The organism is Serratia sp. JUb9, from assembly GCF_014298095.1.
Classification (GTDB): domain Bacteria; phylum Pseudomonadota; class Gammaproteobacteria; order Enterobacterales; family Enterobacteriaceae; genus Serratia_B; species Serratia_B rhizosphaerae.
Map to the genome: position 1 here is coordinate 3,087,778 of NZ_CP060416.1, position 20,871 is coordinate 3,108,648.

Here is a 20,871-nt window from a genome sequence, read left to right on the forward strand (position 1 = left end):
TCTGCCTCCCTGGCTCGACAAGTGCATTGAGATTTTTCTTGATTATGCTCGGGAGGTTCAATACCAGTGGTAAAAATAAATTCTCCTGCTACATTGAGCTTTGATCAATTTTCAGTTTATACAATAGCATAGGTCTGAATTTTATGAGAGAAAGCTGGGTGGATTATGCCAAGGGCATCGGTATTATTTTAGTTGTATTCGGGCATGTAAATCGTGGGTTATATAGCGCTGGTATTCATGTCTCAGAGGAATTTTATCAACAGTTGGATAGCATCATCTACAGTTTTCATATGCCGTTGTTCTTTTTCCTATCAGGACTATTTTTCACCTCTTCTCTTGCTCACCGTGGAAAAAGAAAGTTTATTCTTAATAAGATAGATACTATTGTCTATCCCTACATAATATGGTCACTGTTGCAGGGTACCATAGAAGTATTCTTATCCCGCTATACAAACAACCCAGCCAGCTTTTCCGATATTTTTTCGCTGTTCGCACACCCACGAGCGCAATTCTGGTTCCTGTATGCGTTGTTCATGGTGTTCGTCGTTGCCGCATTGCTGTATCACAAACAGCATTTTTCGCTGACATTGCCTATTTTACTACTCATATCTATCGGTTTGTACCTTTATCAAAACGCTATCGGTCATGTGTTTCACGTTGATTACATTACCCGCTTTATGGTCTTTTTCCTTCTGGGTGCGCTGGCGATCCGCTATTCAAGCCTCATAGCCTCACTCACTTTCCCCGTAACCGCCCTGCTGGCCGTATTATTTGTCATAGCGGAGTGGGTGTTTCACTGCTATTTAGATCTTGACTACACCCAAGTCGGAATCCTGTCGTTACTACTGGCCGTCGTCGCAATCGCCTTCATCACCAGTCTTTCAGTACAGTTAAGTCATCTTAACTGCCGTTGGCTGCAGCGGCTCGGCGAACTGAGTATGGTGATCTATCTGATGCATATCCTGGCAGGGAGTGGCTTACGCATTATCCTTAGTAAAGGATTACACATTGATAGCTGGCTGATACAGGCCGTTGCCGGCACGCTGTTTGGTTTGATTGCACCGATCGTCGCCTACTCAATCATTCAACGCCTGAATCTGAATTTCTTGCTGGAACGCCCACGAACACGCTCATCTTCGCGTACAGCACCTCGCCACTAGGCCTCGCAGCGGAGCTCCTCTACGTTCTGCTTGCGTATAAATCGTGCGGCCAAATACATCTAACGGCGTATAATTGAATTTCACAATAAGGCTACGCAGCAACCGCTGCGTAGTAAATGGAAATCCACATCCCTGCCTCACGGTAGCGATTGGGCTCACTGAACCCTAAGGGAAAGCGCCGTCGCCGAGACAGCGTCAGCAGCATCTCCCTTCCGTCACGACAGAGAGGATTTTTCAATGACCGACCCAAACACCACGGCCCAAGACGCCGCACCAGCCAATGCCACATTACTTAAAATCCTGGGCAGGCTGCTCTCCGCACTGGACGCCTCGATAAGCGGTAAGGATCGCAGCATACTGGTGCACGACCTGTCCCACTTCAATCTTGATGGCGTTTCCGAAGCGGAAAGGAAGCTAGCGGCGGAATTAATCAAACGCGCCCTACAATCCCTCGACCATTAATGCAGCTCTAGTCGCAAACCATTAAACCTGATTCAGGTTTAATGGTTTTGCCGCCCGCCGTGCTTTATTAGCAAACCTGGCTTTCCAATCATCTGATATAGCTATATAAAAATCCGAACACCGACAATTTTGGCTGGTTTATCCTATTTCCCCTAAAAAAAAGCAATAATCACTAAACAGCCGCAAATCATCCTTAGCGTTTTACCCTGAAAACAGGCTATCATTAACCTGCCGCACGCAGCCGCGTACCGCCTTACCCCAGCCAAAGGAGAACGTTATTTTGGATGCCAGCACGATCAACAACCTGTTTATCATCGGCGCTGTGTTGGTAGGAGCCAGTATCCTGCTCAGTTCATTCTCTTCACGCCTCGGCATCCCTATTCTGGTTATTTTCCTGGCGATTGGCATGCTGGCCGGCGTTGACGGCCTCGGCGGCATCCCTTTCGACAATTATCCGGTCGCTTATCTGGTCAGTAACCTGGCCCTGGCCGTCATTCTGCTGGATGGCGGCATGCGCACCCGCGTCAGCTCCTTCCGCGTCGCCTTATGGCCCGCCCTATCGCTGGCGACCGTCGGCGTGGTGATTACCGCCGGCCTGACCGGCCTGGCCGCCGCCTGGCTGTTTAATATCGATCTGATTCAGGGGCTGCTGATCGGCGCGATTATCGGCTCAACCGATGCCGCTGCGGTGTTTTCACTGCTCGGCGGGAAAGGTTTGAACGAACGCGTCGGCTCCACGCTGGAGATTGAATCCGGCAGTAACGATCCCATGGCCGTGTTCCTCACCATTACCCTGATCGCCATGATCTCCGCCGGTGAAACCATGATCAGCTGGGACTTCCTGCTGCATCTGCTGCAGCAATTCGGCATGGGTATCGTCTTCGGCCTTGGCGGCGGCTGGCTGCTGCTGGGGCTGATCAATCGCATTAAATTACCGGAAGGGCTATATCCTCTGCTGGCCGTCAGCGGCGGTATCCTGATTTTCGCCCTGACCACCGCGCTCAACGGCAGCGGTATTCTGGCGGTGTACCTGTGCGGTCTGACATTGGGCAACCGCCCTATCCGCAACCGGCACGGTATTGTACAAACCTTCGACGGGCTGGCCTGGCTCAGCCAAATCGGCATGTTCCTGGTGCTGGGGCTGCTGTTGACGCCAAGCAACCTGCTGCCAATCGCCATCCCCGCGCTGCTGCTCTCGCTGTGGATGATTCTGTTCGCACGCCCGGTGTCGGTATTTATCGGCCTGCTGCCGTTTCGCAACTTTACCCTGCGTGAACGCATCTTTATCTCCTGGGTGGGGCTGCGCGGCGCGGTGCCGGTTATTTTAGCGGTATTCCCGATGATGGCCGGCCTGCCCAATGCGCACCTGTTCTTCAACGTGGCCTTTTTCGTCGTGCTGGTCTCGCTGCTGCTGCAGGGCACCACGCTGACGCTGGCGGCGAAAAAAGCCAAAGTGGTGGTTCCGCCGGCGCTGGCGCCAATCTCGCGCGTCGGGTTGGATATACACCCGGAAAACCAGTGGGAGCAGTTCGTTTATCAGCTCTCAGCGGAAAACTGGTGCGTCGGCGCCGCACTGCGCGAGCTGAAAATGCCGCAGGGCACCCGTATCGCCGCCCTGTTCCGTGGTAAAGAGCTGCTGCACCCCAGCGGCAGTACGCGGCTGCGCGAGCAGGATATTCTGTGCGTTATCGGCCATGAACACGATCTGCCGGCGCTGGGCAAACTGTTTAGCCAGGCCCCGGCCGTTACGCTGGACGAACGTTTCTTCGGCGATTTTATTCTGCAGTCGGACGCGCGTTTAAGCGATATCTCCCAGGTTTACGGGCTGAATCTGCAAGATGGTATCGATGAACAGCAAACGCTGGGCCAGTTTGTGATACAGATGATCGGCGGAGAACCGGTAGTCGGCGACCAGGTCGAGTGGGATGGATTGACCTGGACCATTGCAGAAATGGACGGCAATATCGTCAGTAAGATCGGGGTAAAAATCGACGCCGATTAACCTTCCCGCACCGGTGGCGCGCTTCCGCGCCGCCGTTTTCCGCCATCCTCTCCCGACCATCAGCATGCTTAGCCCGTCTGACAACCAAATGGGGAACTTCTGACCGTAAGTAAGTTCTTAATCAACAGTGGTCGGCCTGCCCGACTGCTGCAAAGAACGATAAAACGACGGGATAGGTATCACGTGAATAACGGGAAAAAGTTCGTTTCAGCAATGCTGGTTTTAGCATTAGTATTGGTTGGTTTGAACCTGGGCATTGCCGATTTGGTTCATAAACTTATAGTTGGATAATTTATCGTGGCACAGCACGGGAAAGACAAAGATATTTTAGGTAAGGTGTTGCTCAGCGTTTCAGCGCTCTGCCTCGCCGTGGTTATCGGTTTTCTGGTCTGGGCGTTCATCCTTGACTAAACCGCCGCCAATAAAAAAACCGCCGCGGCGGTTTTTTTATTGGCAATGGCGATTAAATTTTGCAGCCTTCGCAGTCCGCCTCATCCTCAAGGATGTCAGGCACTTCACTGGCCTTCTCCGCCGCTTTTTTTTCTGCTTTCGCGAGTTCGGCGTCAATATCAAAATCAAAAATCTCATCACTCATCGCAACTTCCTCATGCTTCTTTACAGGCTCAAACGCTGAGTATAATCGACCTCGGTGTCGACGCAACCCTTAGTTGACCAGAGCAACCGATGCGGCGGGCGTATGCAGTTTTTTACCGTAGGCCAAATCATAGACGTCATAGAAATCGACCTCGCCCTTGTTGGCTAAAATTTCGCGTACGCGCGCTTTCAAAAGCGGGCTAATCGACGGTTCCGCCAGCAAATCAGCCACCGCATGGGACGGCAGCGCGCGGGTAAAGTACCACTCGCCGTTATAACAAACGCGTAAATCAAGCACGCCGATATCTTCAAAGCGGTAAACGGGCTTGATCTCCATCAGCAACATGGCAAACATAAACAGCACAAAAGCGGTAAAGCCAAGTAGCGCCCCAAGCCCTAAATAGGGCACCGGATACATCACGGCAATCACGGCGAAATAGCCGGCGAACATCGCCAGACACAGATAGCGGTGATTACGGGCAAATTCGCTGTTGAAACGCGGCTTACCGTCACGCCCTTCCCGCTGGTTGATCAGCTCGATCTCTTTCACCAGAATGTTTTTTATCGCGTCCATAATTTACTGCCTTAGCCTGAGAGCAAAATGGCTATCAATCGTTACCCTTCACGCTAACACAAGTACAGTTTCCCCAGGTATAGCAGTTAAGCAATTAAAAACCGGCAACTGTTATAGGTGGAGCTAACGCGGCTGCGAGGCTTTGCCCTGGGCAAACATAAACATCCGCTGCGCAACGTCATCCGCCTGTTTGATCCTGTCCTGTTGCACGGCGTTGCCGCGTTGGATCGCACGTGCATAGGCAATTTCATGGGCGCGATCGATCATGCCGATAACATTATCACGCAACGATTTATCCAGATTACCCAACAGGGTCGTCAGGATCGCCTGGTAAGCATTGGATTCCGCAGTCAGCGCCTTCTCCCGCGCTTCCAGCACGGCGATACGTTGCATCAGTTCCTGCAGTTGAGCGGATTCAGACATATCGACCTCCGGTTATCAGACAGAAAGCCTGCCTTAATAACAGTCTAGCAAAGGATCGATATGCGAAAAGTAACGGTGGACGGTGGACGATGGACGGTGGACGGTGGACGGTGGACGGTGGACGGTGGACGGTGGACGGTGGACGGTGAACGTGGACAGTGGACGGTAGACGGTGGACGGTGGACGGTAGACAGTGGACGGTAGACAGTGACGGTGGACGGTGGACGGTGGACGGTGGACGGTGGACGGTGGACGGTGGACGCCTAAAGAGCGGGAAGATGGCGCGCTATGCAGGACTCGAACCCGCGTCTATCAATTTTGTAGCCAATAAAGCATGTTAAAACCAATCACTCTGCCAACTGAGTTAATAGCGCACTCCCCTATGCTTTGGCGACATTATCCATAACGTCGCCGTGGGTACAAGACAAATCACTGGCAGAGGGATATTTTACAGATAAATCTCAGTATATAGTCAAACCTGACATAACTATTCACTGAGAAAAACATCGGGGTCGGCCATTACCGCAAGCGGCGTCACATCTGGCGGGGTTTCGCCAGATACTGACAGGTAGCAAACAGGCAGAATACATAGCCGACCAATTCGCACCCCTCTTCCACCATATTTTTTACCACCCGGTCATAACCATCCAGCAGTAAACCTTCCCATAACAGGTGCATGCCGAACAGACGGGAAAACACCAGAATACACAGTAAGCCGGCACACATCATGCCGTAGCTCGGATGGTTAAAGAAATGGGCTAACCCATGCAGCGCCGAAGCAGCATGGCGAACCGCGTATCCCAGACAGAGCACCGTGCTCAGCAGAGCAAACCACACCCAGGCGCCGTGATGCAGATAATCGAACACAAAATCCAGTTCGCGAATCAACATGCACAGAAAGAAGCCGCCAATCAATACCCTGGCAGCGCGATACTCGACATGGCGACGAGCGGAGACAAAGAAACCGACCGCGATAGCGGCAAGAAACAGTTCCTGCATCAGCTCCGTCAACGACATTTCATAGACAAAGTTATGTAGCCAATAAACATCAATAAAAATCAGCCCCATCAGCACGGCCAGCGTTGCTGAATAGAGCAGAAAGAAAGAGAGTTTTTTTACAATAATATTGAGGTTAGTACGGTACTGCATAGTCACTTCCGTTATTATATTCACGCGGGGTATGTTACCTGCCGTAACCTCTTTTACCTTGGCTATTCATGCGCTTGCTGCCGATCTTGCGTAATTATTTATACGTCCGTATTGATAAACAAAATTGCTAGATTTGATCCCCATCACATATAACGTTAAGCTATATATGGATTTTTATTAATCACACAAGTGACATATCAATGGGGAAATAGGTCAAATTTCAACAAAATAGTCAGTTTAATGATTGAGGGACTCCAAAGTGCCAACGGCACACTAAAATTAGAAGAGTTAATGTCTGGGCAGAAAAACGTGAACGGGAACGGTTGATTCACGTTCAACTCAATATTTAAGGGATGATGCTATGAAGCTAAGAAGAAAACGACATAAACCGCTACATATTAACGACATAACCATTATTGACGACAGCAAGCTGAAAAAAGCCATTACCGCCGCCGCGCTCGGTAACGCGATGGAGTGGTTTGACTTCGGGGTTTACGGCTTTGTTGCCTATGCCCTTGGACAGGTGTTCTTTCCCGGCGCCTCTCCCGGCGTGCAGATGATCGCCGCGCTGGCGACCTTTTCGGTACCGTTCCTGGTACGCCCGTTGGGCGGCGTGTTCTTTGGCGCCATGGGGGATAAGTTCGGTCGCCAAAAGGTACTTTCCGTCACCATCATTATTATGGCGATCAGCACCTTCTGTATCGGGCTGATCCCGTCCTATGCCAGCATCGGCATCTGGGCGCCGATCCTGCTGCTGCTGGCCAAACTGGCACAGGGCTTCTCGGTGGGTGGTGAATATTCCGGTGCGGCCATCTTCGTCGCCGAATATTCACCGGACCGCAAACGCGGCTTTATGGGCAGCTGGCTCGATTTCGGCTCTATCGCCGGTTTCGTGCTTGGCGCCGGCGTCGTGGTGCTGATTTCCAGCATTGTCGGCGAAGCCAAGTTCCTCGACTGGGGCTGGCGTCTGCCCTTCTTCCTCGCGGCGCCGCTCGGCATCATCGGCCTGTATCTGCGTCACGCACTGGAAGAGACGCCTGCGTTCCAACAGCATGTCGACAAAATGGAACAGGGCGATCGTGACGCGCTGCAGAATCCGCCGCGCGCCTCCTTTAAAGAGATCGCGACCAAACAATGGCGCAGCCTGCTGGTTTGCGTGGGGCTGGTTATTGCCACCAACGTCACCTATTACATGCTGCTGACCTATATGCCGAGCTATCTGTCGCACAACCTGCACTATTCGGAAAGCCACGGCGTCCTGATTATCATCGCCATCATGATCGGCATGCTGTTTGTACAACCGGTGATCGGCCTGACCAGCGACCGCATCGGCCGTAAACCGTTTGTGATCGGCGGCAGTATCGGCCTGATGTTACTGGCGATCCCCTGCTTTATGCTGATCAACAGCGGCGTCATCGGTTTGATTTTTGTCGGCCTACTGGTTCTGGCGGTGCTGCTTAACTCCTTTACCGGCGTTATGGCATCAACACTGCCGGCCATGTTCCCGACACATATCCGCTATAGCGCACTGGCTATTTCGTTCAACATCTCCGTACTGGTTGCGGGCGCAACGCCAACCGTTGCCGCCTGGCTGGTCGAGTCCAGCGGCAATCTGTATATGCCGGCCTATTATCTGATGGTGGTCGCCGTCGTCGGCCTGCTGACCGGCCTGTATATGAAAGAAACCGCCAACAAACCGCTGCGTGGTGCAACGCCGGCCGCGTCAGACCGTTCCGAGGCCAAGGAGCTGTTACAGGAAACCTACGATAATATTGAACAGAAGGTTGAAAACATCAGCGATGAAATTGGCGATTTGGAAGAACAAATCAAAGCGCTTGAAAAAAGGAAACAGGCGCTGATCGATCAGCATCCAAAGCTGGACTAATCGTCAGCAACAAAAAACCACCTCAAACGAGGTGGTTTTTTTATGTTGCTCGCCGCACATTACCAAGCTGGTAACGCAGGTTAAATCCTGCAGCGCAGAATTAATGATAAAATGGTTTTTCTTTTCGCTATTTATTCAACGCGCATGAACGCCGACGGTTTCCAGAGCAACGCGATAATATTTTTGAATATCTTCCGGCTGGCGCTCAATTTCCTGCACCAGATATTTCATAATATTATCTTTATTCACCATGCGTTGTGACGAAATCAAATGCAACACGCTCTCACCGAAAATAACCATCAGCTTTTCCCGGTAGATTTTGGCATTATCTTGCGGCATCCCGTACAGACTGTAATCAACCATTTTTAAATTTTCTCTCAAAACAAACGCCGCTGGACTATCCTGTAGTAGATATCATTATCCAGCGATTACAACAGGATAAAAAAGGACAATATTTCACACAATTAGTCGAACAATAAGAGTTTTCCTAGCAAACGGCAAGCATATAAAGCCCTGACGCTAATGTTTAAGATTTTTCGCACCCCACATGCTTACCGCTATATTTAACCACAATAAAAACAATGAATTCTAATTATTGTAGCGGCCGTCTAATAATCCATGCGCAACAATCATGCCGATATTTCGCATTATAAATATTATAAATGCGACAAACTTCACGTTTTTTTGGCAGATTACCGATTTTATCTTGCCTATGGCCATCCAGAAAGCTAGCTTGCTACAGCCGACTTGGTAAACCATTACTTTTAACAATATGAAATAAAAGGTTATTATGTCGATTACCGTTAAAAGCAAGAAAGAAGCTAAAGTTGCCATCTCGACAGGGAAAGCAAAACGCATCAGGCTCGATTATGCGGTTAGCGCTGATGATGTTTCAGAGCTGACGATGATATGCCGTGAGAAAGGCGCAAATATCATCAAAGACAATGATAATTTTATCATTGCCATGGGCAACCCTAGCATGCCTAAAGTGGCCAGCTTCCCGTTCTGAGCCCCTATTATCACCTCGCCCCGTTCGGGGCGTTGTTTATCCCCGCCCGCCTTCAAGTTCATCTCCCCGCCACAGCGTGAAACAGTCAAAAAATGCGGCTCGGCTTGAAAAATTGAAGCGCTTCATTTATTTTTCTCCGACATCAGCGCATGTTTCCTGCATGCGATAAAGCGCTTCACAAAGAGGTTATTATGAATTCCCTGCCAACCCGCCTGCGCCGCCTGAGAAGTTCCGAGGCGCGTCGCTCCCTGTTCCAGGAAGATGAATTACGGCTGTCCGACCTGGTGTTGCCTATCTTCGTTGAGGAAGGCACCTCGGAATATCTGGAGCTGAACGCACTGCCGGGCATCAAACGCATCCCTGAATCCAGACTGGCTTTTGAGCTGGAAAAATACGCGAAAAGCGGTATTCGCAGCATTATGACATTCGGGGTATCTCACCATAAAGACGATATCGGCAGCGATACCTGGGACGAGAACGGTCTGGTGTCGCGTATGGCCCGTATCTGCAAAGATACCGTGCCGGAAATGATCCTGATGTCGGACACCTGTTTTTGCGAATACACCACCCACGGCCACTGCGGCGTAGTCCACGACCACTCCGTCGACAATGATGCAACGCTGCTGAACCTGCAGAAACAGGCAGTGGCGGCGGCACATGCCGGCGCGGACTTTATCGCCCCTTCTGCCGCAGCGGACGGCCAGGTTCAGGCCATCCGTCAGGCGCTGGACGAAGCCGGCTTCGGCAATACCGGCATTATCTCTTATTCCACCAAGTTCGCCTCTTCCCTGTACGGGCCATTCCGCGAGGCCGGCGGCAGCGAACTGAAAGGCGATCGTAAAACCTACCAGATGAACCCGATGAACCGGCGGGAAGCGCTGCGCGAGTCGCTGATTGACGAAGCCGAAGGCGCTGACGCGCTGATGGTTAAACCGGCCAGCTATTACCTGGATGTCATCCGCGATATCCGCAACGCCAGCACTCTGCCGGTTGCGGCCTATCAGGTCAGCGGGGAGTACGCGATGATTAAATTCGCCGCTGCCGCGGGCGCGATCGATGAAGCTCAGGTGGTACGCGAGTCACTGTCGTCAATCAAACGCGCCGGCGCGGACTTTATCTTCTCTTACTTCGCCGCCGATCTGGCGCAGCAAGGGCTGTAAACGGCACGGCATAACGGCGCGGCCCCACGTCACGCCGTTATGTCGTTTCCCTCGGCGCCGCAAGGCTTTGCCGGAAGATCAGAGAACACGCCAATTCGGCACGCCCGGTAAACGTTGTTTGCTCCACCATGCTGACAATGCGCCGGGCGGCCAATGTGCCAATATCGCGCGACGGCACGTCAATGGTCGTTAATGCGGGCTGCGTCAGCGCAGAAAACTCAATGTTGTCCATCCCGGTTACCGATATATCCTGCGGCACCCGCCAGCCAGCCTGCTCAAGCTCATTAAGCACGCCCAGCGCCTGTACATCTGTCATGCACAAAATGGCCGTCGGTGGTTTACCATCGGCCAGGAGTCGCCGGGCAGCCTCTCGCCCGCCTTCAATGGTGAATGGCGCCTCAACTATCCGCGACTCGTCTAACCGTAACCGGCGTTCTTTCATCGCCTGCACAATGCCGCCAACGCGCTGACGACTTCTGTTATTGTTTGCCTGGCTGCCGCAGACCACGGCGATAGTCTGATGACCCAGCGCAATCACCTCCTGCGCCATCCGATATGTTGCATGCCAGTTGTCGAAACCGATACTGACACCATAAGGAGGCTCATCCATCTGCCAGGTGAGAACCAGCGGCAGCTGGCGCTGGCGCAGCAGCTCATAAACCCGTTCCTCATGCGTAGAACCCACCAAAACGATGCCCTCAACGCCGCGTTCCACCAGCGTTTTGATCACGTCAAACTCGCGCTCGGCCTGATATTCATGCGTTGCCAAAATGACCTGATAATTCATCGACCACAGCGTTGCCTGTAAGGTCTGTAAGGCATCGACAAAAGCCTGGTTATACATCGTGGGGAAAACGGCACCGATGGTATAAGTGCGCCGGGAGGCCAGCGCACGCGCAGCCCCGTTGCTCACATAGCCCAGTTGCTCAACGGCAGAACGAACGCGCTGCAGCGTCGCAGGTTTGACCCTTTCGGGAACCGATAACGCCCGTGAAGCACTGCCCAGCGAAACGCCGGCCAGCTCGGCGACCTCGGCAAGGGTCGGGCGCTTAACGCTGTTTTTAATTGAAGAAGACATGAAAACCACTTGCACCAGGGCAGGAAGACAAAAATTATACCCCATCGGCTAAAGTGATGACCAGCCGGTGAGCTCGCACCGCCGGTGAGTTCGCACCGCCGGTGAGTTCGCACCGCCGGTGCATGTTATTCTCGGGGCAGATTAGGAAAGGTAAACCGTTTTTGACGGGAATGATTAAATCGTCGTACAAAGAACCAATGGAGTAAGGTTGCTGACATTCCCTGTCATACTTTGTACGACGAGCGGTAACATAACATCATCAATTACAAATTAATACATAAATTCAATGGGAATAATCCTAATAACAAACAAAATCAACCATACCCGCTACACTCTCTGCCATGCGCTATGTGCCATACTCCCCGGCAGAAAGGGCTGCGTCCTGAAGCACAGAATGCCGGCACCAGCCGGAAGCCGGGTCAATAAGATAATAGCGTCAACCTCATATAAAGCGGCGCCGTTACCGATGCAGGCAGCCCTTTATACGCCGTCTTCCCCCAGGATATCTATCCTCGCCGGCGCATGCCCTTTCTCTTTTTTCCAGTAATATCCCGTTTGCAACAGGGCGATAAACTCATCCTGAGTTAAAGACAGCGTTTCAACCCGCTCAACCCGCTCCTGATCCGGCGTCGGACGTAACACATCAATAACCAGCGTCCCCGGATCGTAAGACTGGCTTTCAATGCGCAGAGGCAGGCGGTCAAATACTTTAGGTTCGGTAATCAGATGTTCCGGAACAAAATCGCCGGAAAAAAGGCCATCCAGCGTCGCAACCGTTTCATAACCCGCAAAGCACTCAAACCGGACCTTTAAAATAGCGGCATGTTTGAGTTTTAAAAATGCTGGCCAGTCCGAATAACCGAGTTTATCGCTATAGAACGCATCACCGCGATGAAACTCGTAGCGATTCCCCTGCGTCCAGGTTTCATACTTATAGCCATCAAAGACCGCCGTCGTTTGTTTGATATCTAATGCCTCTTTGAACACGGACTTCACGGCAAAGCGCCAGCCGACCGCATAACCGTCGACAAATTGCGCAATTAAAATATTGCTGCGCGGCAAGGACCTTAGCGTATTAAACGTAGCGGCCATGTTCTCCTTCAGAGCCTGCAACTTATCGAGGTCGGTTGCGTCATTTTCAGTGTGTATGCTGTCAACTTCTTCGGATTTATAGGGAATTTCCCCGGTTGCCATAAAATGCCGGAACTGATCGCCGCTCAGAACCAGCGCACCTTTGGTATTTGCTTCCTCGATTTTTCGCCAACCCGCATTAGCGCCGCAGCACAGAAACGTCAGCTTAGCCGTCACACCGCTTCTCACTTTAAGCCGAGACGAAGCGGCAAGAGCGGTAAGCTCATCCTTTTCCTGTTTATTAAACCCCGTAAAACAGATTTCCAGACTGCCGTTTTGTGATAATTGGCTGCGTGAGATAGGCACTGGCTCAACGCTATCGCGGCATCCCGATGCCAGGTCGAACGCCTCCAGTTCAGCTTGAGTATCAAACATTGTCACAATGCGCTCTTTTCTGAATGTTCGATAACTGCGGCGACTGACCGAATACCCCTGAATATAATCGCCTTTGTTGACCACGTTCATGACCGCATGCTTAGACACATTCCCTTCCGCATTCGAATAAAGAAAAAATGCTTCCCTATTGTTTGTTTTCTTCAGGTCAAACATCATTATCACCTATCATTATCTTCCCGGATCACACTGTCCTTTTCCGATTAGCATTACGTCCAATCGATTTTCATTAAGGTTAGTTATTCAATAAATAAATTTAATAACCTGGCAATCTTAACCCATATTAACCGGAAGTAAACAGCACACGATTTGTACGCAAAAAAACAGATGGGAAATAAAAACCATGACAATGATATAGTGACATGCCTTGGGAGGATAAAAGCATTAATTAATCATAAAATAAATATAACAACGCAAAGCAATTCACTTGGATTATGAGTAATATCGCACGTTGAGCATTTCCCTAATTTTCCAACTGAACCAGTTGCCTCATTACCGCCCGCAACCGAGCGATAAATTCACCGTCTCGCCCTGCTGTATTTTTACTTTGCTTAAGGAAGTAATCGATCTCGTCCGTTAGCTCCGGGTATTGACGGATAAACTTTATCGCATGCTCTTCAAGCGTGTCCGGCCAGTCGCTATCACACTCGCCGCGAAACAAACTTGTGGCGCGGATCAGTTTCTTCGCCGCCGACTGCCGTAAGCGCGCGTGCTGATTAACATCGTCCGCATGTTCAATACGCGCGATATAACCGTTCAACACGTTGATATAGTCCCCGTTTACCGCCATGGCAATGGCTCGTGAAGGTTTAAAACGAGGAAACTGCTCGGTCAGATCCACACCATACACACAGCGACAATGATGTTTTAGCCAATAACCCCAACTGTGCCGGTACTCTGCCGCTAATGCCTCTGACAGGATGCCGCAGTCAAAATCAATCTTGCTGACAACGGGGTGCGCCTTCTCAAGCTTCACACGGACAGACGCCAGCGCAGTGTCCTGATCCGGCAGGACCGGGCGATGAAATATGATGCAGAGATCCAGATCCGAGCTCCCCACCGTCGCTTTCCCCCGTGCAACGCTGCCATACACATAGATGCTATGGATAACGCCGCCCAGCGTTTTCGTCAGCTGACGTACCGCGTCATCAATAACGCATCCAAACGCAGGTTGGAAGGTGACCGCACAGGGTGTGGTGATATATCCATTATGATCGACAGCCATTATCATCTTCCGGAAAGGCGTCCGGCGCCTATGGGGAGAAAACGCGTATCCTAATGACTGTATTACAAAGAAGACGAATCATAAACCCAAAACGCTGCCGGGCGCTCACAAAGCAATCGCGGGGTCTTACCTGCGTGGTCTGTCCAGAGCAAGCGCATACCATGAGATAGACTCGGAGAGCCTTCACATTCAAGGCTGCTACTTCTTTTTGATTTTTATATCCTTTATCCAATAACCGACAATACCAGAAGGATCTCCGGCCATGCCGCGCAGCAAAGCGACGCTTATACTCACCTGCATTTTCCTCTCCTCAACCCTCGCCGCCTGCGCCAGGGAGGAAAGCGCCCCCTTCACCCCCGATCCTCAATGCCAATTCACCCACTTGGCAGGCAAACATATCACGGCCGTTCAGCTATGCGCCGATGCAAAAACGGGAAATACGGTTACCGTAATCAAAGACGGGCAAGCCTACGATGTTGCGCATATCGCCTATACCCGCTTCCAACGCTTCAAATTCAGCGCCGATCCCGATGCCTTCTTCAGCAAGGTGATTGAGCCGAACCATACGGTGACGCCTTACCAGGGAAGCACGCGTCCACACGGCTGACCCACCAAGCCATCATCTATTTATTCTGTACGGGGGAAACGTGTTAAAAACATTGAATATCGCCACAGCCAGCCTGATTTGCATCCTGACACCCGTTTTGGGACACACTGCAAGCGTATTACGCCTAGATTGCCCAGAACGGGCCTTGATGACGGTCACGCGCTTTAACTATGGCCTGACCACGTTGGAATGGGCTGAACGCCACTTTCAGGTTGCGGCGGGTGTAAAACGCAATAAAACGGCGGAAGGCTCGCCTTTTCGGGTAATCAGCTTTCGCAATGGCGATGACCTTGTGTACTTCCCCGAGAAGCATCTGCATGTCTTTTTTTATGCCGGCAGCACTAACCCCGTGGTCTGCAAAGACATAGACACCTTTACGACACATGCCATCAAGCTTCCGCGTTATCACTAACATGCCATAGACCAGGAACGACCTTTATTCAACATACAACACGGCATAAAACCTCATACTGCCGATGCATTTTTGCAACAGATTCATTGACATAAATCAAATTCGAAAATATAGACTCCCGTATCATCGTCAGTGAAAGATTTTCCCTGGTGTTGATGCCTTTCCCCTCCTTGCGAGGGGATTTTTTTGCCTCAGACGTTCCACAGACAATAAAAAACGCCTCATGGCACCATCTCTAACGCATTATTACCCATGTTACTGGTTGGCCTGCGATGCCGTTACCCTTTATAAACAGTTAAGCCACGTTATCACATTCACAAATAATTATTATCGCTATGGATTCAAAGGCTGACTACATAGGCAATCCGAGATAAAAACACGTCGTAATAGGATCGCCAGTAAAGCATAAGGGTGATATATTTTTTATTTATTCAATCAATGTTAATGGATGACAAATGAACTTTAGGATTATAGTTATATTGCTGATGACTGTATTACTCAATGCCTGTTCCAGTGATGGAATATCACTATCATCGCCCTCGCTTTGCCAAGGTTTTGGATGCGAGAAAAAGCCGGGTGAACAACCAGACCAAGCGGCAACGCATAAGCCGACCAAGGATGAAAAAATCCGAGCATGTAGGGGCGAAAACCCCAACTTTGGTTCGGATAGCATCACTCTCAGCGGTCCAGGAATATCATTCTGAATGTTGACCCTGCAGGCAAAGACACCGAGGTTTATCGGTATCTCCGCTTGATATAATCCACACTGGGAACGGCGAGTAAAAAGACTCGGCGTTGACGTCGCGGATCCCCCTGCGGCCACCATCAATCAAGAAATTTTAAACTCACGGTCTATAGACTTAATAACTACACAGGCGATAAGTAACCTATTGAAATAACATTGTTATAAGCCACCTTTGATAACCCGACAGCCCCTCGTACAATAACCAACCATTGAAACCTCCGGCATGGTTGATTATGTTACCACCATACCAATCGCTCAGAATCTCCATCACCCAACCTGGAGTATCAGCAATGATTGGAAGCCTGCTCGGGTTTGTTCTGCTGGTCAGCCCTTGTGGTTATGATGCGTGCGACGCACTATTGGCTACTGAAACGGTTTACCCGACCCGCTCGGAATGCGTGGCGGTCAAAGACGCTATCCAACGGCGTCTTCCTGACGTCGTGCTGTTTTGCACCGAAGCCTATCGATATGAAAACTGATTACAGCCAAGTGAGCTGGCAACCAGATCAAACGTAGCAGATTGAACAACATCACGCTTATCGCTACCCGTGTAGGGAGCGCTAACCTGAGGACTATATGGTCAAGCTTTACTACTCCCTGTGCGGCATCGTTTTTATCATCGGCATCGCCATGTCTATTCTCAGCGTAGAGTTCCCCGGCAGCACCGATAGTGGCGAGATGCCATTAGCTTTTGGTGCCGGCCTGGATATCGCATTTATCGGCATTATCGGCTTTGCCGTAGGCCTGATAGCAAAATGCCTCTCGACGATGGTAAGAAAGAAAAACAGATAACCGCGCTCCCGGCGTTGTAAACACGCAGCCGTAGTTCCATGCGCTTTTTAACATCCTGTTCCTATGATGTGGAAGCGAGCTTAAGGCAAACGGCACGATCATCCGGGATACTGACAGCATTTTCTGAATGATGTTTTAAGGGCACAAAAAAACCGCCTTTCGGCGGCTTACGACACTGCTTATTGCTTTGATTATTCTGATGTTTCCCATGGTACCCGGGGCGGGACTTGAACCCGCACAGCCATAAGCCGAGGGATTTTAAATCCCTTGTGTCTACCGATTTCACCACCCGGGCTCGGGAAAGTTGGAGGCGCGTTCCGGAGTCGAACCGGACTAGACGGATTTGCAATCCGCTACATAACCGCTTTGTTAACGCGCCGTATTCTGTTTGCCTTTTCAGGCTGAAAGCTGGTAATAACCAACCTTCTAAAATTTGGAGCGGGAAACGAGGCTCGAACTCGCGACCTCAACCTTGGCAAGGTTGCGCTCTACCAACTGAGCTATTCCCGCGTCATCAGAACTTACTGATTTTTTTGCTAACTTTCTGCAAATCATCGCTGCCGTCTGATGCGATGCATTCTACTTACCTGACGTGATGAGTCAACAAAATTGTTCACCCACCACGGCCGTTTGCCGATTTTTGCACCGAATCGATCACGGTTCCAGCAAATCGTTACGTGCGGCGTTCAAATATTGGAACATTGACCAGAAAGTCAGCACCGCCGCGATGTACAACAGACCGATAGCCGCATACTCAACGCTACGGTCAGGGCGCCATAACAGCCCCACCAGCGACAACATCTGTGCGCTGGTTTTCACTTTGCCGATCCAGGAGACCGCTACGCTGCTGCGCTTGCCAATTTCCGCCATCCACTCGCGCAGCGAAGAAATAATGATTTCACGCGCAATCATCGTCGCCGCCGGCAGCGTAATCCACCAAGCGTGATAGTGCTCCGCCACCAGCACCAGCGCCATGGCGACCATCACCTTATCGGCCACCGGATCCAAAAAGGCGCCAAAGCGGGTCGTTTGCTTCCAGCGGCGGGCTAAAAAGCCGTCAAACCAGTCGGTTACCGCAGCAAACACAAAAATGACGGCGCAAACCATCGGGGCCCAGTTGAACGGCAGATAAAATGCCAGCACAAAGAATGGGATCAGAACTACGCGAAACAGGGTGAGCCAAGTCGGTATATTCAATTGCATAATGCTACGGTAACTATCTGGCTGGAGTGGAATTAAGAGTATGTTGCTACATTGCCTTCAGTGTTTCAATGCATTATAGATCTTTTCTGCCAATGCTTGTGAAATACCCGGCACTTTTGCAATTTCCTCAACGCTGGCGTTCATCAACGGTTGCAGGCCGCCCATAAATTTCAACAGCGTTTGCCGCCGTTTCGGCCCCACGCCCTCAATCAGCTCCAGCGCGCTGGTATTTTTGACCTTGGCGCGTTTCTGGCGGTGGCCGGTGATGGCATGATTGTGAGAATCATCGCGAATATGCTGAATCACATGCAGCGCCGGTGAATCCGCCGGCAGCGAAATTCCCTCGCCTGCCGGCACAAAGAACAGCGTTTCCAGACCGGCTTTACGATCGGCGCCTTTGGCAATGCCAATCAGCCGCGGTTTGCTTTTATCCCAGCTAACCTCCAGCGAATCGAACACCTCCAGCGCCATGCCAAGCTGCCCCTTACCGCCATCGATAAAGATCACATCGGGAACTTTTTTCTCTTCGAGCGCCTTGCCATAACGGCGCCTCAACACCTGCGCCATCGCTGCGTAATCATCTCCCGGCGTAATGCCCGTGATGTTATAGCGACGATATTCGGAACGCAGCGGGCCGTTTTCATCAAACACGACGCAGGAAGCGATAGTCTGCTCACCCATCGTATGGCTGATATCGAAACACTCCATCCGGCTAATATTATCCATCTGCAGAACCTTCGCCAGTTCCGCCAGACGCTGATGAATCGTCGACTGCTGAGACAGTTTGCTGGTTAACGCCGTCGCCGCATTGGTGCGCGCCAGCTTGAGGTAACGAGCGCGGTCGCCGCGCGGCTTGCTCTGAATGTGGATCTTACGCCCCGCCAGCTCGGACAGCGACGCGGCCAACAGATCCTTTTCCAGCAGAGTGAAGTCCAGCAGAATTTCCGTCGGCAAAGTGCGCGACTGGCTGCCCTGCAGATAAAACTGGCCGACAAAGGTCTGCACTACTTCGCTGAGGTCAGTATCGCCCGGCACTTTAGGGAAATAGCTGCGGCTGCCGAGCACCTGTCCCTGCCGGATAAACAGCACGTGCAGGCAGGCCATACCGGACTCGAAGGCGACGCCGATCACATCCATATCATCACCGTGGCCGGAGACAAACTGCCGCTCGGTCACGCGGCGCACCGCCTGAATCTGGTCGCGCACCCGCGCGGCTTCTTCAAAATTCAGCGCCTTGCTGGCGTTTTCCATCCGCTCAATCAGCTGATGCAATACCTGCTGATCCTTGCCGGATAAAAATAGCCGCACATAGTCAACCTGCTGCCGGTACTCTTCTTCACTCACCAGGCCGGCGACGCAGGGGCCAAGGCAGCGGCCAATCTGATACTGCAGACAGGGCCGAGAGCGGTTGCGATAAACGCTATTTTCACACTGGCGGACGGGAAACAGCTTTTGCAGCAGCGCCAGAGTTTCGCGCACGGCATAAGAGTTAGGGAACGGGCCGAAATATTCGCCTTTGGCGTGTTTGGCACCGCGGTGAATTGCCAGCCGCGGATGGGTATCAGCGCTCAGGAAGATCAGCGGATAAGATTTATCGTCGCGCAAAAGAACATTATATCGCGGCTGATATAGTTTAATGTAGTTATGTTCCAGCAACAGCGCTTCTGTTTCGGTATGTGTAACAGTAACGTCTATTTGCGCGATATTTTTAACCAGGGTTTCGGTTTTACGGCTGCCGACCTGCGTGCGGAAATAGCTCGCGAGGCGTTTTTTCAGGTCTTTGGCTTTACCGACATAGATAACCGTACCGCCGGCGTCATACATACGATAGACGCCGGGCTGACTGGTTACGGTTTTAAGGAATGCTTTAGCATCAAAACGATCATTCACCGCTTAACAACGTCTCCGCATTGAACAATCCATGTCGGATAGCCAGGTGAGTCAATTCCACATCGCCGCTGATGTTCAGCTTGCTGAACATCCGGTAGCGGTAGCTATTTACCGTTTTAGGGCTGAGGTTCAACTGCTCGGAAATTTCGTTGACCTTCTTTCCTTTGGTAATCATTAACATAATTTGCAATTCGCGGTCAGAAAGACAGCTGAACGGCGTTTCGGTTTCCGGCTCGAGCTGGCTTAACGCCATCTGCTGCGCAATGTCGGATGCAATATAGCGCTGCCCGGCATGCACTGAACGTATGGCGTTCACCACTTCCTGCGGCGCGGCCCCTTTGCTCAGATAGCCGGCGGCCCCCGCCTGCATCACTTTAGCAGGCAAAGGATTTTCTGTGTGGATAGTCAACATGATGACTTTGATGTCGGGTGCATAACGCACAATCTTACGGGTGGCTTCCAGCCCCCCGATACCCGGCATATTCATGTCCATCAGCACGATATCAACAACATTGTTGCGACACCATTTTACGGCGTCCTCGCCGCACTGGACTTCACCGACAACCTTTATGCCTTTGATATCTTCAAGAATGCGTCGTATCCCTGCGCGCACCAGTTCGTGGTCATCAACAAGAAGAACGCTAATCAAGGAACAATCTCCAAAAAATAGGGGAGTAACGCAATCAATCTCTGTTATCGCGATAGATATTACTTGTTTTTCAACAAAGAATGAATACAGATTAATATGTATGCTCGATTAACTCTGCGGAACAGGCCTAATTTTTCGTATTTTTACACCTGATGACGCGAGTTTGCGGCGTTGCGGACGGATAAAAATCCGACAGCGCATATACCTGACCGAAAGACCGTTGACAAAACAAAGGATACGGCAAGCGCTCCGCCTGAGTAAAAATCAACGCGGGCAATCATAACCAAGCGTAATAATAACATTCTTTCCGCTGAGAATTAACCCTTTA

Annotated in this window: 21 protein-coding genes and 4 tRNA genes; 10 read left to right on the plus strand and 15 right to left on the minus strand. The window is 51.1% G+C overall.

The window, feature by feature from the left end:
- Nucleotides 1-143: 143 nt before the first annotated feature.
- The 3 genes from HF675_RS14650 to HF675_RS14660 all read left to right on the plus strand — a co-directional run bounded on the left by HF675_RS14650 (nt 144) and on the right by HF675_RS14660 (nt 3,624).
- The gene (locus HF675_RS14650) at nt 144-1,160 is read left to right on the plus strand and encodes an acyltransferase (RefSeq protein WP_187043297.1); all 1,017 of its coding nucleotides are present in this window, start codon (nt 144-146) and stop codon (nt 1,158-1,160) included.
- Between the two features lie 237 nt (nt 1,161-1,397).
- Nucleotides 1,398-1,622 (plus strand): hypothetical protein, encoded by a 225-nt coding sequence (locus tag HF675_RS14655; protein WP_105230702.1) that lies wholly within the window; start codon nt 1,398-1,400, stop codon nt 1,620-1,622.
- 280 nt (nt 1,623-1,902) lie between these two features.
- On the plus strand, nt 1,903-3,624 hold the full coding sequence (locus tag HF675_RS14660; protein WP_105230701.1) for a potassium/proton antiporter: 1,722 nt from the start codon (nt 1,903-1,905) through the stop codon (nt 3,622-3,624).
- Between the two features lie 463 nt (nt 3,625-4,087).
- Here HF675_RS14660 and HF675_RS23840 read toward each other — a convergent pair whose 3' ends face one another.
- From HF675_RS23840 to HF675_RS14680, 5 genes are all read right to left on the minus strand, one after another.
- Nucleotides 4,088-4,219, minus strand: a complete 132-nt coding sequence (locus tag HF675_RS23840; RefSeq protein WP_015671916.1) for a hypothetical protein — start codon at nt 4,217-4,219, stop codon at nt 4,088-4,090.
- A 69-nt stretch (nt 4,220-4,288) separates the two neighbouring features.
- A complete protein-coding gene (locus HF675_RS14665) occupies nt 4,289-4,792 on the minus strand; it encodes a YlaC family protein (protein ID WP_105230700.1) in 504 nt (167 codons plus the stop codon).
- 123 nt (nt 4,793-4,915) lie between these two features.
- The gene (locus tag HF675_RS14670; protein WP_105230699.1) at nt 4,916-5,215 is read right to left on the minus strand and encodes a hypothetical protein; all 300 of its coding nucleotides are present in this window, start codon (nt 5,213-5,215) and stop codon (nt 4,916-4,918) included.
- A 279-nt stretch (nt 5,216-5,494) separates the two neighbouring features.
- Nucleotides 5,495-5,589, minus strand: a tRNA-OTHER gene (locus tag HF675_RS14675).
- A 160-nt stretch (nt 5,590-5,749) separates the two neighbouring features.
- Nucleotides 5,750-6,364, minus strand: coding sequence for a hypothetical protein (locus HF675_RS14680; protein ID WP_187043298.1), 615 nt, complete (start codon nt 6,362-6,364; stop codon nt 5,750-5,752).
- 361 nt (nt 6,365-6,725) lie between these two features.
- Between HF675_RS14680 and proP the strand changes: the two genes are divergently transcribed.
- Entirely contained in the window at nt 6,726-8,249 is a 1,524-nt protein-coding gene (proP, locus tag HF675_RS14685) for a glycine betaine/L-proline transporter ProP (protein WP_105230697.1), read from the plus strand.
- Nucleotides 8,250-8,384: 135 nt separating this feature from the next.
- Here the strand turns inward: proP and HF675_RS14690 are convergent, their stop codons facing one another.
- Entirely contained in the window at nt 8,385-8,630 is a 246-nt protein-coding gene (locus HF675_RS14690; RefSeq protein WP_232251653.1) for a hypothetical protein, read from the minus strand.
- 409 nt (nt 8,631-9,039) lie between these two features.
- On the opposite strand from HF675_RS14690, the gene HF675_RS14695 reads away from it, so the two are divergent.
- Entirely contained in the window at nt 9,040-9,258 is a 219-nt protein-coding gene (locus HF675_RS14695; RefSeq protein ID WP_105230695.1) for a hypothetical protein, read from the plus strand.
- Nucleotides 9,259-9,449: 191 nt separating this feature from the next.
- Nucleotides 9,450-10,418: a porphobilinogen synthase gene (gene hemB, locus HF675_RS14700; protein ID WP_172606290.1), complete on the plus strand. Its 969-nt coding sequence runs from the start codon at nt 9,450-9,452 to the stop codon at nt 10,416-10,418.
- A 37-nt stretch (nt 10,419-10,455) separates the two neighbouring features.
- Here the strand turns inward: hemB and HF675_RS14705 are convergent, their stop codons facing one another.
- From HF675_RS14705 to HF675_RS14715, 3 genes are all read right to left on the minus strand, one after another.
- Nucleotides 10,456-11,541, minus strand: coding sequence for a substrate-binding domain-containing protein (locus HF675_RS14705; protein WP_234008639.1), 1,086 nt, complete (start codon nt 11,539-11,541; stop codon nt 10,456-10,458).
- A 435-nt stretch (nt 11,542-11,976) separates the two neighbouring features.
- Nucleotides 11,977-13,179: a BRCT domain-containing protein gene (locus HF675_RS14710; RefSeq protein WP_187043299.1), complete on the minus strand. Its 1,203-nt coding sequence runs from the start codon at nt 13,177-13,179 to the stop codon at nt 11,977-11,979.
- 304 nt (nt 13,180-13,483) lie between these two features.
- Entirely contained in the window at nt 13,484-14,245 is a 762-nt protein-coding gene (locus HF675_RS14715) for a nucleotidyltransferase domain-containing protein (protein ID WP_255427286.1), read from the minus strand.
- A 262-nt stretch (nt 14,246-14,507) separates the two neighbouring features.
- Here HF675_RS14715 and HF675_RS14720 point away from each other — a divergent pair, with 262 nt between their 5' ends.
- The 4 genes from HF675_RS14720 to HF675_RS14735 all read left to right on the plus strand — a co-directional run bounded on the left by HF675_RS14720 (nt 14,508) and on the right by HF675_RS14735 (nt 16,801).
- Nucleotides 14,508-14,852 (plus strand): hypothetical protein, encoded by a 345-nt coding sequence (locus tag HF675_RS14720; RefSeq protein WP_158684794.1) that lies wholly within the window; start codon nt 14,508-14,510, stop codon nt 14,850-14,852.
- Between the two features lie 40 nt (nt 14,853-14,892).
- The gene (locus tag HF675_RS14725) at nt 14,893-15,264 is read left to right on the plus strand and encodes a hypothetical protein (RefSeq protein ID WP_145961138.1); all 372 of its coding nucleotides are present in this window, start codon (nt 14,893-14,895) and stop codon (nt 15,262-15,264) included.
- A gap of 1,035 nt (nt 15,265-16,299) precedes the next feature.
- On the plus strand, nt 16,300-16,488 hold the full coding sequence (locus HF675_RS14730; protein WP_105230689.1) for a hypothetical protein: 189 nt from the start codon (nt 16,300-16,302) through the stop codon (nt 16,486-16,488).
- 97 nt (nt 16,489-16,585) lie between these two features.
- On the plus strand, nt 16,586-16,801 hold the full coding sequence (locus HF675_RS14735) for a hypothetical protein (protein ID WP_105230688.1): 216 nt from the start codon (nt 16,586-16,588) through the stop codon (nt 16,799-16,801).
- Nucleotides 16,802-17,010: 209 nt separating this feature from the next.
- Here the strand turns inward: HF675_RS14735 and HF675_RS14740 are convergent.
- The 6 genes from HF675_RS14740 to uvrY all read right to left on the minus strand — a co-directional run bounded on the left by HF675_RS14740 (nt 17,011) and on the right by uvrY (nt 20,543).
- A tRNA-Leu gene (locus HF675_RS14740) sits at nt 17,011-17,096 on the minus strand.
- A gap of 10 nt (nt 17,097-17,106) precedes the next feature.
- A tRNA-Cys gene (locus tag HF675_RS14745) sits at nt 17,107-17,180 on the minus strand.
- A 55-nt stretch (nt 17,181-17,235) separates the two neighbouring features.
- Nucleotides 17,236-17,311: transfer RNA gene (locus tag HF675_RS14750), tRNA-Gly, on the minus strand.
- Nucleotides 17,312-17,455: 144 nt separating this feature from the next.
- Complete coding sequence (pgsA, locus tag HF675_RS14755) at nt 17,456-18,004, minus strand: CDP-diacylglycerol--glycerol-3-phosphate 3-phosphatidyltransferase (protein ID WP_105230637.1); 549 nt, start codon at nt 18,002-18,004, stop codon at nt 17,456-17,458.
- A gap of 57 nt (nt 18,005-18,061) precedes the next feature.
- Entirely contained in the window at nt 18,062-19,894 is a 1,833-nt protein-coding gene (gene uvrC / locus HF675_RS14760) for an excinuclease ABC subunit UvrC (RefSeq protein WP_187043300.1), read from the minus strand.
- Nucleotides 19,887-20,543 carry a UvrY/SirA/GacA family response regulator transcription factor gene (gene uvrY / locus HF675_RS14765; protein ID WP_111737327.1) on the minus strand — a complete coding sequence of 219 codons (657 nt, stop codon included), beginning with the start codon at nt 20,541-20,543 and terminating at the stop codon, nt 19,887-19,889. Before uvrY ends, uvrC begins: the two co-directional genes overlap by 8 nt.
- Nucleotides 20,544-20,871 lie beyond the last annotated feature (328 nt).